Raw genomic sequence first — 12,873 nt, forward strand, 5'->3', positions numbered from 1 at the left:
AAAATTTAAATTACTTGCTGGGATTCTATGATTGTGCGCAGAGTCATAGAGAAATTGCTCGGTAAAGATAGGGCGGCCAGGTTCAGGATATACACCAAGGTAACCGACCTTTCATCGATTTCGAGAAGGTATTTCGTAATAGGTTTTTTCGACGGTGTTCTTACAATTATGGGTCTGGTACTTGGAGCGCATCTGAGCGGGGAGGCAAATGCCACCGTAATCTTCTCGGCCGGAATTGCAACCTCTCTCGCTCTGGGCATATCGAGCGGGTGGGGCGCTTATGAAGCAGAGAGGGTGGAGCAGACTTTATCTGCGCTGGAAAAGCGGAGAGCTTTGCTCAAGATGGATGGCGAGCAATGCCTGATTGATGATGCGCATGATTTTGCAATGAAGGTGAGCAGCTTCGTCCATGCCATTGCACCGATTCCTGCCGGAGTGCTTCCTCTCAGTCCTTACCTCTTTCTTGAAGAGGATATGGCGTTTCTGGTATCACTTCTTACAGGATTCACGCTGCTTTTTATTGTGGGCGTTTCCATGGGACGTGTATCCAGGTCGAATCTGATCAAATCCGGGGTCAGAATGGTGCTTGCGGGAGTGGCAACGCTGTTGATTGTCACTCTGCTGAGTCCGGCACACTTCTGACATTATTTCTTTTTTACACACTGAATAAAAAATAATAAATTGAGAACGGGTGTTATGGTACCCACGCCGGCATTGCTGCTGGGTTTATGCCAAAGGCGAACTGAAGTATGAAGTAGCTCAGCAGCGAAACAAATACTATGCCTATGATGTTCAGAAGGAACCCTGTTCTTGCCATCTGTGGTACTTTCACATAGCCTGTCCCGTAAACGATGGCATTGGGTGGTGTTGCAACCGGCAGCATGAATGCAAAGCTTGCCGCTATCGCTGCAGGAATCATGAAGAATCTGGGATCGACGCCCATCGCAATTGCGAATCCTGCCATCACGGGCATCATGAGTGTGGCTATTGCAGTATTTGATGTCATCTCTGTTAGGAAAATGACCAGCGTGGTGATCGCCAGCATGATTATCAGTGGATGAATTCCCTTAAGGAAGAGCAGCTGTTCGGCAATCCAGTTGGCCAGCCCACTTTTAGTAAATGCTGAGCTGAGAGCAATTCCACCGCCAAAGAGAAGCAGGATTCCCCAGGGAATCTCTTTTGCATGATCCCAGTCGAGTGCGAATTCTCCTTTTCTGAAATCGACAGGAATGAGGAACAGGGCTATGGCTGCAATCATCGCGATTACGTAATCGTCGACAAACGGCAGGTACGTTTTGATTCCCGGTATGGTCACTCCTCCAATAACCTTCGGCTTGCTGTTAATCCAGGCAAGGGCGGTTATGGCAAAAACCGCCAGTACAATCTTTTCTCCCCTGCTCCAGTTTCCGAGTTTTGCCAGTTCCTCTCTCACAACCCTGCGTCCTCCAGGGATTTCAGATATCTCCGGTGGAAGTAGCAGGAAGACCAGTGTTGCCCACGTTATGAACAGAAATACCCATGAGATCGGAATACCTATTGCCAGCCAGTCTGTGAAGGATATTTCCGGTGCATTGGGAAACATTTTTGAGAATGTTCCCACGAAAATGGCGTTTGGTGGTGTGCCTATGATGGTTGCCACACCGCCAATTGATGCAGCGTAAGCAACACCGAGCATGAGTGCTGTACCAAATCTGAAATTGCCCGGGGTGAAATTCACATTTTTGAATTCTCCTCTTTTCTTCATGTCTTCCCCAATTGTGGCGACATGTATGATTATTGAAAGCGCTATGGGCATCATCATCATGGTCGTTGCCGTGTTCGAAATCCACATGCTCAGGAAGGCAGTGGCGACCATGAACCCGAGGATAACGAGTCTCGGGCTTGTGCCGATTGCGTTGATTATCAGTAGTGCGAGCCTTTTGTGCAGGCCCCATTTCATCATTGCCGATGCTATAAAGAACCCACCCATAAACAGGAATATCACCTTGCTGGCATAGCTTGGAGCCACGCTGGTTATTTTGCTAACGTTGAAAAGCGGCAGAATCACAAGCGGGAGCAATGCGGTTGCGGGCAGTGGTATTGACTCGCCCATCCACCATACTGCCATCAGCAGTGCCAGTGCAAGCACAATCTGCATGTCCCTGCCCTTCTTGACGATCGAATCGTACAGCTTTCCGTCCTTTTCCTTTATCAGATTCAGCAGCCCATGGAGGTCGTGGATTTTCACGATCTTTCCGTTTTCCAGTGAGGCGTAACCGGCATTTTCAATTTCCAAAAGAACGTTATCGCTGATTTCCGAATTCTTGACAGCACTCTTCAGGAACGTTGATGGTACCGGCATGAGGACGATGGCTATGAAGAGTATTGCGCCGAGAATCAGTGAGTACCTCTGTCTTTTGGTGTATTCGTGCCTGTCTTCGTCGGGGATCAGGACATCAGCAATGCCTCCCTCCTCGAAGTCCTCTTCAATTTTCTTCACGATTTTATCAGCATCGCTCAAGGGCATCACCTGAAGTTCACAGAGGCTGGAAATTTTTTAATTTTTCGGAGAAAATAATTTAAATTCAATTCTAACTGATAAATAATTGAAGATTATTAAAATTTTTAATCATTTTAGAACGATTCTGAGCTTTCCTATGCTCTCTCTTATTTCGGCATCAATATTCTGAGCTTTCAGGATGTTTTCAAGGAATACCCGGATAAACTTCATCTCGGAAGGACAGGACAGTATCAGCGTGTAACTCCCGTCCGAATCTTCCTTGTATCTGAAAAAGTTTCCGGGTTCCATGTAATCAAGAATGCTTTTGACATCTCTCAGACCCTTGTTGTAATACTGGATTCCATGCTCTATCCCTGATTTCACTATCAGTTCCCAGAACCTGTCATCTGCTTTCTCATTGAGTTCGTCCCAGATTGCGCACCAGTGTTCAAGGTCGACTATAACGTGTTCACCTTCGGAAAGGAAATCTATGTATGTTTTCAGGGCATTTTCAGTAAATCCTGGAGAGAATTCAGTGGCATGGTACAGGTTTATGGCCTCCCTGACTATCTCGCTTACAGATTTCCCTGTCTTTCTGATGAGTTCGTTTATCTTTTCCAGAGTCTTGGAATCAAGGCTTACGGAGGTCCTGTGTACCATGGTGTGAAAGAGTATTACCATGGTTAAATACTTTCCTTAGAATCCGGCCACTTTGTGTTTGAATTATTAATGTCTCTGGAATCGTTACTTCCCGGGTAATAATCAAATATATACGCTTGAAGTTTCAAATTATATATCATGGGAGATACTGGCGAGATGTATAGAAAGGCAATTGAGATCCACAGGAAGTTTCACGGTAAAATCGAAACCATGATCAAGATACCCTTCAGAGGACTTGAGGATTTCAACTATCTCTACACCCCTGGAGTTGCGAAGGCCTGTGAAGAGATTGAAGCCAATCCGGATGAGGCCTATGAATTAACCTGGAAATCAAACAGCGTTGCAATTGTTACAGATGGCTCGAGAACCCTGGGCCTCGGTGATATCGGCAGTCTGGCTTCTTTACCTGTAATGGAAGGTAAGGCACTTATCTTCAAGCTTTTTGGCGGTGTCGATGCAATACCACTGCCAATCAACGAGCATGATGCGGGCAGGTTTATTGAAATCGTTGAAAAAATCTCTCCGTCTTTTGGAGGGATAAATCTTGAGGACATCGAAAGTCCCAAGTGCTTTTACATTCTTGAAAAGCTGAAAAACAGGCTCGATATTCCTGTATGGCACGATGATCAGCAGGGGACGGCAACGGCTACACTGGCGGGGTTGTTTGGTGCTCTGGATGTTGTGGGGAAAAAGCTCGAAGAGGTGAAAATTGCGGTTATAGGTGTCGGAGCGGCAAATTCGGCAACAATTCGGCTGCTGCTCAGGTCGGGAGTTCCGGGAGAAAACATTGTTGCGGTCGATTCAAAGGGAACGATTTACGATGGGCGAGAAGACCTCGATGCGGGGAATTACAAAAAGTGGATTGCCGAAAAGACGAATCTGAATAGGGTCAGAGGGGGTATAATGGAGGCTATGAAAAATGCAGATGTCGTCATTGCGGCAAGCAAACCTGGCCCCGGGGTTATTAAGAAAGAATGGATAGGGCTCATGAACGAAGATGCAATTATATTCGCCGAAGCAAATCCCGTACCTGAAATTTTGCCCGAAGATGCAATAGAGGGTGGTGCCAGGATTGTAGGAACCGGAAGGGGTGATTATCCCAATCAGATTAACAACAGTCTGGTCTTTCCTGGTGTTTTCAGAGGGGTTCTTACCGTGAGGGCCAGAGAAATAACTGACGACATGGCGATAGAAGCCGCAAAAGCTCTTTATGAGCATGCAAGGCCCAATCTGTGTGAGGATTATGTAATTCCGAGAATGGATGAACTGGAAATACACGAAAAGGTGGCCTTTAGAGTTGCCAGAAAAGCGGTGAAAGACGGACTGGCGAGAAAAGAGATGAACGATTCGGAGATCAGAAACGAGATAGACAGGATTCTGAAAATCACGGAAGAAAAAGTAAGGATAATTTCTGACTTTCTCAGCAGTTTATAGTTTTTGTTTCTTCAACGAAAACGACATCTCCTTCTATTTTCTCTACCCTCAAAATCAGAAATGGCCTTGTTATTTCCTGAGTTACGAAGCAGGTTTCAGATGGTTCAGCAAGCTCAATATAAACCTTGACTTTGTCACCTTCTTTTACAATTTCCTTAACTGCAATCATGTATCCTCCTGTTGGCCGTTCTCCCATGAAAAGAGCCAGATAGCTGTACTTCTCAAAATCGGGGTTTTTTATAATCATGCCGGTCTTGTTCCAGAATTCCAGATATTCTGTATCGTTTCTTATCACGAAGTAGGCTTTCTCGGGGAAAGGTGCATAAATCCCCTCGGCTATCCTTTCGAAACTCACCCTGTTCTCTGATTGAGCACATCCCAGTGCGACAATCGAAATGAGTAGGACTGCGAGCATGTAAACGTAACGATTCATGTGGTCAGAACATTTCTTTAATTGATAAATGTTTCCAATTGTTCTGTGAAATTGCATCAAATTTTATATTGCTCAGAACGACTTACGGTGTGTTCGAGCTACTCCTTGCAATGGTCTTCGAGCTGGTGAGGGCTGAACCACCGGAAAAGATCCACCCCACAGTATGGTTCGGCAGGATTGTTGGGTTTCTTGATAATGTCCTCCCGGGCAGCGTTCTATCTGGCTTAATTCCTCCTGTTTTAACAGTATCTGCAGCAATCCTGCTTGCGGGGACTGCTCAGTTCATTCAGGAACCATTCAGAACTTTGTTTTCTGCATATCTGCTTTATTCCTCTATTTCTGTGAGAAGCATGGTTGAGCATGCACTGGCATGCATTCAGGACGGGAGGCCGAAGGCCGGTATGGTTGGGAGAATCGTAAGCAGGGATGTTTACAGCCTTGAAGACTGGCAGCTCAACTCAGCAGTTATTGAAAGCGTGGCTGAAAATTTTGTTGATGGGGTTCTCGCTCCTCTGCTCTACTATTCTGTTTTTGGGGTTTATGGGGCGCTTGTTTACCGGGCAGTGAATACCTGCGATGCCATGCTCGGATACAGGAAAGGAAAATATGAGCGTTTCGGCAAAATATCTGCGAGATTTGATGACATTCTGAACTTCGTTCCTTCAAGGCTCTCACTTCTGCTCTTCACGGTTCTCAGCAGAAAGTCTCTTCTGTGCGGGCTTAAATTCAACCCCAAGCTTAATGGGCATGCCATTCCGGCTATGGCGGGGTTACTGGGGGTTAAGCTTGAGAAGCCCGGGTCGTATTCAATAAACTGTGGGAAGGAGCCCGATGCGAATGATGTGGTTAGGGCGGTACATTACTTCAAAGTACTGTCAGGAATGACAGTGATATTAGCATTGATATCAGAGATGCTGGTATGAGGTACCTGTAAACCCTGTAAAGGTCGGCTTTGAAATACTGGGCTGTAAGCACGAGGCAGAGATGCATGGGGGAAAGTATGACACCCATAATCCCTCCGAGAAATACGAGAAGCACATGGCTCCTGATTATTTCACCCACTCCGGTGAATGATGTCAGCAGAGGCAATGCAACGCTCGTGTAGCTAAGTTCGATTCCCGTTGCAAATCCGATTAAAAATGTCAGGGCAAAGCTTGCCACGTATGGGTTTGAAAAACTCAGAACTTCGCTGTAAAACGACTGTGATGCCCCGCTGACCTGAATTGCACTCTTGTAGATCATGACCCCTATCACCAGGACAATTATTTTCCAGTCGAACGCTTTTCCAAGCATGTGTCCCACTTTTGAGAATGCCTTATTTGCCAGAACGATGCTGAAAAATGAAATCAGAAGGGCCGCGAGCAAATCTCCAGTGAGAACTGCAAAAATCACGATGAGGAGGACAGGGTACATGTATTTCAGATTTTCAAAGTTAGCCTTGCTTTTCACCGCATTGCTTTTAATGCGCATAAAAACCGCTCCTGCAGCGATCATAGAAATCAGAATCGGAAATGTTGAGCTGGCTATTTGCAGGTAGTTTGCTGATAGAATTCCCATTGCAATCACTATGTTCGGATAGAGGGGCCAGAATGTAACCCATACGTGTCTGAACCAGTAGTTTATGAAGACTGCCTTTTCTGCCCCTATCTTCAGCTTCTGGACAAGGTCTTTTATCATGACTGCGGAGACGAGCGCTCCTCCTGGCATGGGGAGCAGACCGATGAGCATGGGGATTATAGCAACGCTAAATTTCCCGGAAATGGAGAAAACAGATTCTGTTATTTTGTCGAGCATTCCTGTGATCTCCATTGCGTACCCTATGGAATGGGCCAGAATGACTATTGCAACGAGTTTCCAGGTGAAAATGTCCGTGAGAGCTATTTCAATGCTTTCTGGATTGGTGGACAGTGCAAGAAATATCGCTCCGGTGAGGACGGCAAGAGATATCTCGAATTTTATGAGGGCAAGGATTATGATTATGGAAACAAAGAGGGCCACGACGACATCCATGAAGTCTGGAATACCTTCAGAAAAATAAAAGTTTTACCTGCTTTCGCTAATGCAGAGATATTTTGGTGGATACCCTGAAATGTTGCGTTTTCATCCATGTAATCTGAACCAAAGGCATGTTTTCACAATATTATGCCTGCGAGAATAAAGGATATTATGTAATTCAGAGCAGAGAACACACCGAACAGGTAAAGTCCACTTTCACCATACTTTCTGAATGCGAAATCCATCTTCTTGAAGAATTCCTCACCCATTGTTCTTATCTGCACATCTTCAGAGGAGTACAGAACTCCTGCATCTTTGAGGTCCATGTTTTCCAAAGCCTTTTTCAGAAATGATTCGATTATTTCGGCATCTTCCATATTTGCTGGCATGTATCCTATTTTTGGCGAAATTCCGGTTTTTGAGTGATTGTCCGTGGTTATTATATCCAGTTCTATACCGTATTCCCTGCCAACGTCGGCGAGGTAGTCTCTGAGGGTCTTTTCCATGTTGTTTGAATCTATCATCAGGATGCCATGAAGCTCACCGTCAAATGACATAACGAGGAGGGCAAGCTTCCCGCAGATTCTTTCGTTCTCGTAGTCTTCTGAGCTGTAATAAACTTTTAACTCATTACATTTTTCCTTAGGTTTTTTACTCGCCTCTTCCATCAGAAAGTATATTTCAGTCAGGTCTTCAGGAGTTATCTGGTATCTGCTCATGTATGCGTTGTGAGCATCAATTACAACAGGATTTTTGAAAAAATTTTCAGCCATGAGCCTGATTTCCTGGGGAATGTCGTCTATTCTCTCCTTCCCATGGATTATCAACAGGGTGAAGTCCTCGGCCGGATAAACTTTCAGCATGAAATTTTTACCGGAAACCGAGTAAGGTTTCATAAACGAGGTCTCCTCATAATCTCCAGCGACATTGACTATTCTCTCGACCTCTTCTCTGCTTACCGGATTCGTTGAATGAGTGGATACTGCATGGAGGAACATGGAATGGTACTTCAGCGCCTCGTTGACGAGTTTGGCTCCGCCGATATCTCTGAAAGGTCCCGGATGAAATTCCGGGGCTATTATGCTCCATTTTCCGACTTTGATTAAATGCACTCTGCCAGTATGTATCCTGGAGAATTTTTTGAGAGCGGTTTCAAAGATTTCAGGCAAACCTTTCAGCCAGTAGAGGACGAAGCTCCTTAAAAGTTCTGGGATTTTCAGCTCTTCATCTCTGCCGAGGTACCTTATGAACAGGTGTCCGAAAAAGATTCCTGCTATTGTCGAGATTGTGTATGCGAGGGTTCTGTGTGGAGCGCTGAACGAAAAGATGTAATCCACCGGATACAGGACGAGAAGGATGATCAGTGGTGCGGAATAGCTGAATTTTTTTGATGTGAAGTATAAGGCTATCGTCAGGATGAATGCTACAACCGATGGAGAAATGATGATGTAATCCGGATTCGTGAGGTGTATTGCAATTATGTCTGCAATTTCTATGAGAATCAGGAAAAATAATGCAAGAAAAAACGTTCTCCTGCTGTTGAACCCGGACTCAAGGAGTTTTCCGAAAATGAGCAGAAGAATTATCAGGGCCAGCCCTATGAAGAAATACCTCATGACAAAAAACGATTTTCCGGATATTCCGTTGAGATATGATGCAAGGATTATGCTCGTAACCCCTATTGCTATGCTCACTCTCTTTTTCGGGACAGAAAAAATTTTGGAATAGAATTTTTCCAGAAGTTTTTCATCAATCATCCGTACTGCTCAATGATGTCTCTCAAATAAATCTTGTGCTGCCCCAGCTTTCCACCGTAATTTCCGGCGGATATCCTGAGGACGCCGTCGATCCTGCTTACGACCTCCATGCAGACATACATGGCTTTTTTAACATCCTCGAGGGTTGTGCCGTTTATCACGATCTCGGGTATGCTCTTAACCCCGTCGGGAACCATGGAGTCGGAAATCTTGTTTTTGAGCGTGGGACAGTAATAGTGATTCGTTGTTGGACCAATTTCGGGATACTTTGTTTCAGGCTTTGAGCCAGCAGAACAGATGTCGAAGGATGTTATCACGTTATCCATATTCTTTAAAGCCTCAACAGCAGCCTCTCCCGCTTCGAGAGCGGATTCCTCACTGTCGCAGAAGAACCACACGTTACCGCCAGCAACACCCTCGGCATAGCCTATGTATCTCTCGATTATGAACTCGCCAAACATTATCGGGACTCTGATGACCTTCCTGCCCCACATCTCCTCTTCCCACTCGTAGCCATCCCCACATCTGCCGATGTTCAACTCTGCATCGAAGTGAGTATCGCTATCAGTTGCGTTGAAAACCCTCGTCGTGGGAACGACAAGAATTCCCTGCCTTATTCTCTTGCTCATCTCCCTTGTAAGGATGCTTTCGAAATTCTTGCTCTTGGCCACCCATATCTGGGCAATCGCTCCGATTCTTCCATCAGGAGTCTCTTCAGGCGAGACGAATTTTTCTACCCCACCCTCTGATTCGCCAAAAACCGTTGAAGGCAGTGCTGTTGAGTTGTATGCGGCTTTTTTCAGCAACCACTTCTGCTTTGCGGTTATCAAAATTCTGGAATAGATTCCATCAAACGCCTCGCAGTACGTATCCTCTACAGGCACACCATTCAGTTCCAGTCCCATGAGTATGGTCTGGCGGACAAATATATAGTTTGCTGGATAACGTTAAATCATCCATGGAATTTATGGCAATTAATAGTTATTGAAACCACAGGGAGCCGAACAGAACTTTCCCGGGGTGTGTGCGGTGAACCGGTGATGGTGTTAATCTCACTTTTTGCTGTGTTTTTCGATCATCGCAAGAATGCCGCCCTCGGTGCAGGGGTCGTGGAGGTTCAGAAACCTTTTATAGTTGAAATTTCAAACATTATTAATCGAAATTCGAAAGATGGTGTTTTGGAATGCATGAAGGAAAAAATACGAAACCGGAAGATGGGGAGAAGGTGCTGTTCACACCGGAAAAGAAAAAGTGGTCCAATGTTCTGAATCTGAGAGTTTTGCACCAGAACTGCCTGAGAGCAAACCCTATGGGAGATGATTTTGACTACGCAAAGGAGTTTGAGAAGCTCGACTTTGACGAGGTGAAGAAAGATATAAAGAAAGTTCTCACGACCTCTCAGGACTGGTGGCCTGCAGATTTCAGGCACTACGGGCCTCTTTTCATAAGGCTCGCCTGGCACAGCGCCGGAACATACAGAATCATTGACGGCAGAGGTGGAGCCAACAGAGGGATAATAAGGCTCTTCCCCCTGAGGAGCTGGCCAGATAACATAAACCTCGACAAGGCGATAAGGCTGCTGTGGCCGGTTAAGAAGAAGTACGGCAGGAGGATTTCCTGGGCGGATCTGATAATACTGGCCGGAAACGTGGCTCTCGAGTCAATGGGGTTCAAAACCCTTGGTTTTGCAGGTGGGAGAGAGGATGTCTATGAGCCTCAGGAGGACATTTACTGGGGTGAAGAGGATGAATGGCTTGAGTCTCAGAGGTTTGTCGAAGACGACCTGGAAGGGGCTTTGGCCGCCACCCAGATGGGTCTGATATACGTCAACCCGGAAGGGCCCGGAGGAAACCCCGATCCGGTAGAGGCTGCAAAGCACATAAGACTGGCTTTCCGCAGAATGGGGATGAACGACGAGGAAACGGTTGCGCTGATAGCTGGTGGCCACACATTCGGCAAGTGCCATGGGGCAGCTCCCCAGAGCTATCTCGGGCCGGAACCAGATGCTGCACCTGTAGAGCAGCAGGGACTGGGGTGGAAGAACAGCTATAGATCGGGCAAGGGACCCGACACGATTACGAGCGGATTGGAGCTTACATGGACTCAGAACCCGACGAAGTGGACGACCCTCTTTCTCAAAAACCTGTTTGAGTACGACTATGAGCTTATAAAGGGGCCGGGAGGAGCTTACCAGTGGATTGCAAGGGATGCAGAGGAAAACATTCCCGACGCTCATGATTCGGAGAAAAAGCACAGGCCAATGATGCTCACAACCGATCTTGCTCTAAAGTTCGATCCCGTTTACTCGAAAATAGCGAGGAGGTTTCTGGAGAATCCAGAGGAGTTCCAGAGGGCTTTTGCGAGGGCATGGTTCAAGCTGACGCATCGTGATCTCGGACCGCCGAGCAGGTATCTTGGCCCGGAAGTGCCAGAAGAGCAGTTCGTCTGGCAGGAGCCCACGCCGAAAGCAGACCACGAGCTTGTCAGTGATGAGGATGTCAGAAGCCTTAAGAGATGGGTGCTGGAGTCCGGGCTGTCAGTCTCGGACCTCATCTACGTTGCTTGGTCGGCAGCCTCCACGTTCAGGGGAAGCGACTTCAAGGGCGGAGCAAACGGAGCGAGAATCAGACTTGAGCCACAGAAAAGCTGGGAGGTCAATATGCCTGAAAGGCTCGAAAAAGTGCTGGGAATCCTCAGGGAGATACAGAGGAAGTTCAACGAGAGCCAGAGTGGAGATAAAAGGGTCTCTCTTGCCGACCTGATAGTCCTGGCTGGCTGTGCTGCAGTTGAGGAGGCTGCAGGAAGGGCCGGATTTGATGTTTCTGTTCCATTCACTCCGGGAAGGGTGGATGTTTCACTGGAGCAGACGGATGTGACGTTCTGGAAAATGGTTGAGCCAGTTGCAGACGGTTTCAGAAACTACTTCAGGAGAGAAAAGTGTCCCTACTCTCCCGAGGAGATGCTGGTTGACAAGGCCCAGCTTCTAACTCTTACTGCTGCCGAAATGACGGTTCTGGTTGGAGGGCTGAGGGTTCTGAACGCAAACTACGGCGGAACAGACTACGGTGTGCTGAGCGATAAACCCGAAACACTGACAAACGACTTCTTCGTCAATCTGCTCGACATGGGCATTGAGTGGAGGCCAGTCTCTGATGACAGATATCTCTTCGAGGGATATGACCGGAAAAACGGAGGACTGAAGTGGAGGGCGACGAGGGTCGATCTGATCTTCGGCGCGAACAGCCAGCTCAGGGCAATTTCCGAGATCTACGCTGCTGACGATGGAAAAGAGAGGTTCGTCACAGACTTCGTCAGGGTGTGGGTCAGGGTCATGAACCTCGACAGGTTCGACCTGAATAGGGTACCATCGTAGCTCTGCAAGAGTAAACCTTTTTCTCTTTTTTACACATTTATCTGTGCAATGATAAAGGTGGGCTGCTGCGGTATTCCAACATCAATGGAGAAATATTTTCAGATGTTTGATGTCGTGGAGGTGCAGAAGACCTTTTACAGGCCCCCCAAACCTGAGACGGCTGAAAGGTGGAGGGAGCTTGCGGGTGAAGGCTTTGAGTTTACGGTTAAGGCATTTCAGGTCATAACCCATCCGCCATCCTCTCCCACCTACAGGAAAGCCAGGCTGAAGATGGACGATGGCGGTTTTTTCAAACCCATCAGAGCAGTTTTTGATGCGTGGGAGCGAACGAGGGAGGTGGCAAAAATTCTGGACTCCAGTGTAATTGTCTTCCAGACTCCCAGGTCTTTCAGGGAATGTGAGGAGAATGTGAGGAATATGAGGGAGTTTTTCAATTCAATCGAGAGGGACTTTGTATTCTGCTGGGAACCGAGGGGATGGAGCAGCGAGGCTATAAAGGATGTATGTCAGAAGCTTGACCTTGTGCATGTGGTCGATCCCTTCATCAGCAGGAGCATGTATGGTGAAATCAGGTATTACAGGCTCCATGGCTTCAACTACAGGCACAAATACAGCGATGATGAACTTGAATGGCTTTCTGAAAGAGTTTCGGGAGAAAAGACATGCTATGTCCTGTTCAACAACATGCACATGCTCGATGATGCCGTCAGGTTCAGGGAGATACTGAGTGAGAGAAAGTAAA

At 46.8% G+C, this 12,873-nt stretch carries 11 protein-coding genes; 5 read left to right on the forward strand and 6 right to left on the reverse strand.

Annotated elements, in window-relative coordinates; genetic code table 11:
- The first annotated feature begins 27 nt into the window (after positions 1-27).
- On the forward strand, positions 28-642 hold the full coding sequence (locus GACE_RS02080; RefSeq protein WP_048090785.1) for a VIT1/CCC1 transporter family protein: 615 nt from the start codon (positions 28-30) through the stop codon (positions 640-642).
- 52 nt (positions 643-694) lie between these two features.
- Here GACE_RS02080 and GACE_RS02085 read toward each other — a convergent pair whose 3' ends face one another.
- Together GACE_RS02085 and GACE_RS02090 are read right to left on the reverse strand one after the other, a co-directional pair.
- Positions 695-2,500, reverse strand: coding sequence for an SLC13 family permease (locus tag GACE_RS02085; protein ID WP_318249263.1), 1,806 nt, complete (start codon positions 2,498-2,500; stop codon positions 695-697).
- A 108-nt stretch (positions 2,501-2,608) separates the two neighbouring features.
- Positions 2,609-3,139: a ribbon-helix-helix protein, CopG family gene (locus GACE_RS02090; RefSeq protein WP_052400181.1), complete on the reverse strand. Its 531-nt coding sequence runs from the start codon at positions 3,137-3,139 to the stop codon at positions 2,609-2,611.
- A 138-nt stretch (positions 3,140-3,277) separates the two neighbouring features.
- Here GACE_RS02090 and GACE_RS02095 point away from each other — a divergent pair, with 138 nt between their 5' ends.
- Positions 3,278-4,573 carry an NAD(P)-dependent malic enzyme gene (locus GACE_RS02095; protein ID WP_048090792.1) on the forward strand — a complete coding sequence of 432 codons (1,296 nt, stop codon included), beginning with the start codon at positions 3,278-3,280 and terminating at the stop codon, positions 4,571-4,573.
- Here the strand turns inward: GACE_RS02095 and GACE_RS02100 are convergent.
- On the reverse strand, positions 4,560-5,006 hold the full coding sequence (locus GACE_RS02100; RefSeq protein WP_048090794.1) for a protease complex subunit PrcB family protein: 447 nt from the start codon (positions 5,004-5,006) through the stop codon (positions 4,560-4,562). The genes GACE_RS02095 and GACE_RS02100 overlap by 14 nt on opposite strands.
- Before the next feature lie 89 nt (positions 5,007-5,095).
- On the opposite strand from GACE_RS02100, the gene cbiB reads away from it, so the two are divergent.
- Complete coding sequence (cbiB, locus tag GACE_RS02105; protein ID WP_318249265.1) at positions 5,096-5,929, forward strand: adenosylcobinamide-phosphate synthase CbiB; 834 nt, start codon at positions 5,096-5,098, stop codon at positions 5,927-5,929.
- Here the strand turns inward: cbiB and GACE_RS02110 are convergent.
- The 3 genes from GACE_RS02110 to GACE_RS02120 all read right to left on the reverse strand — a co-directional run bounded on the left by GACE_RS02110 (position 5,871) and on the right by GACE_RS02120 (position 9,663).
- On the reverse strand, positions 5,871-7,016 hold the full coding sequence (locus GACE_RS02110) for a DUF401 family protein (RefSeq protein WP_048090796.1): 1,146 nt from the start codon (positions 7,014-7,016) through the stop codon (positions 5,871-5,873). The two genes, cbiB and GACE_RS02110, sit on opposite strands and share 59 nt — an antisense overlap.
- A 122-nt stretch (positions 7,017-7,138) precedes the next feature.
- Positions 7,139-8,758, reverse strand: a complete 1,620-nt coding sequence (locus GACE_RS02115; protein WP_048090799.1) for a DUF2070 family protein — start codon at positions 8,756-8,758, stop codon at positions 7,139-7,141.
- On the reverse strand, positions 8,755-9,663 hold the full coding sequence (locus GACE_RS02120; RefSeq protein ID WP_048090801.1) for a formylmethanofuran--tetrahydromethanopterin N-formyltransferase: 909 nt from the start codon (positions 9,661-9,663) through the stop codon (positions 8,755-8,757). The genes GACE_RS02115 and GACE_RS02120 overlap by 4 nt, the downstream gene beginning before the upstream one ends.
- Positions 9,664-9,941: 278 nt before the next feature.
- Between GACE_RS02120 and katG the strand changes: the two genes are divergently transcribed.
- Positions 9,942-12,131, forward strand: coding sequence for a catalase/peroxidase HPI (katG, locus tag GACE_RS02125; protein ID WP_084063646.1), 2,190 nt, complete (start codon positions 9,942-9,944; stop codon positions 12,129-12,131).
- A gap of 48 nt (positions 12,132-12,179) precedes the next feature.
- On the forward strand, positions 12,180-12,872 hold the full coding sequence (locus GACE_RS02130; RefSeq protein ID WP_048090803.1) for a DUF72 domain-containing protein: 693 nt from the start codon (positions 12,180-12,182) through the stop codon (positions 12,870-12,872).
- The last annotated feature ends 1 nt before the right edge of the window (position 12,873 follow it).

This window comes from Geoglobus acetivorans, assembly GCF_000789255.1.
Lineage (GTDB): Archaea > Halobacteriota > Archaeoglobi > Archaeoglobales > Archaeoglobaceae > Geoglobus > Geoglobus acetivorans_B.

Excerpts from the sequence above, each read along its gene's own strand:
- GACE_RS02080 (WP_048090785.1), top strand. The coding sequence starts at position 28 with ATGATTGTGCGCAGAGTCATAGAGAAATTGCTCGGTAAAGATAGGGCG.
- GACE_RS02115 (WP_048090799.1), bottom strand. The coding sequence starts at position 8,758 with ATGATTGATGAAAAACTTCTGGAAAAATTCTATTCCAAAATTTTTTCT.
- GACE_RS02110 (WP_048090796.1), bottom strand. The coding sequence starts at position 7,016 with ATGGATGTCGTCGTGGCCCTCTTTGTTTCCATAATCATAATCCTTGCC.
- katG (WP_084063646.1), top strand. The coding sequence starts at position 9,942 with ATGCATGAAGGAAAAAATACGAAACCGGAAGATGGGGAGAAGGTGCTG.
- GACE_RS02120 (WP_048090801.1), bottom strand. The coding sequence starts at position 9,663 with ATGGGACTGGAACTGAATGGTGTGCCTGTAGAGGATACGTACTGCGAG.
- GACE_RS02090 (WP_052400181.1), bottom strand. The coding sequence starts at position 3,139 with ATGGTACACAGGACCTCCGTAAGCCTTGATTCCAAGACTCTGGAAAAG.
- GACE_RS02100 (WP_048090794.1), bottom strand. The coding sequence starts at position 5,006 with ATGAATCGTTACGTTTACATGCTCGCAGTCCTACTCATTTCGATTGTC.
- GACE_RS02095 (WP_048090792.1), top strand. The coding sequence starts at position 3,278 with ATGGGAGATACTGGCGAGATGTATAGAAAGGCAATTGAGATCCACAGG.
- GACE_RS02130 (WP_048090803.1), top strand. The coding sequence starts at position 12,180 with ATGATAAAGGTGGGCTGCTGCGGTATTCCAACATCAATGGAGAAATAT.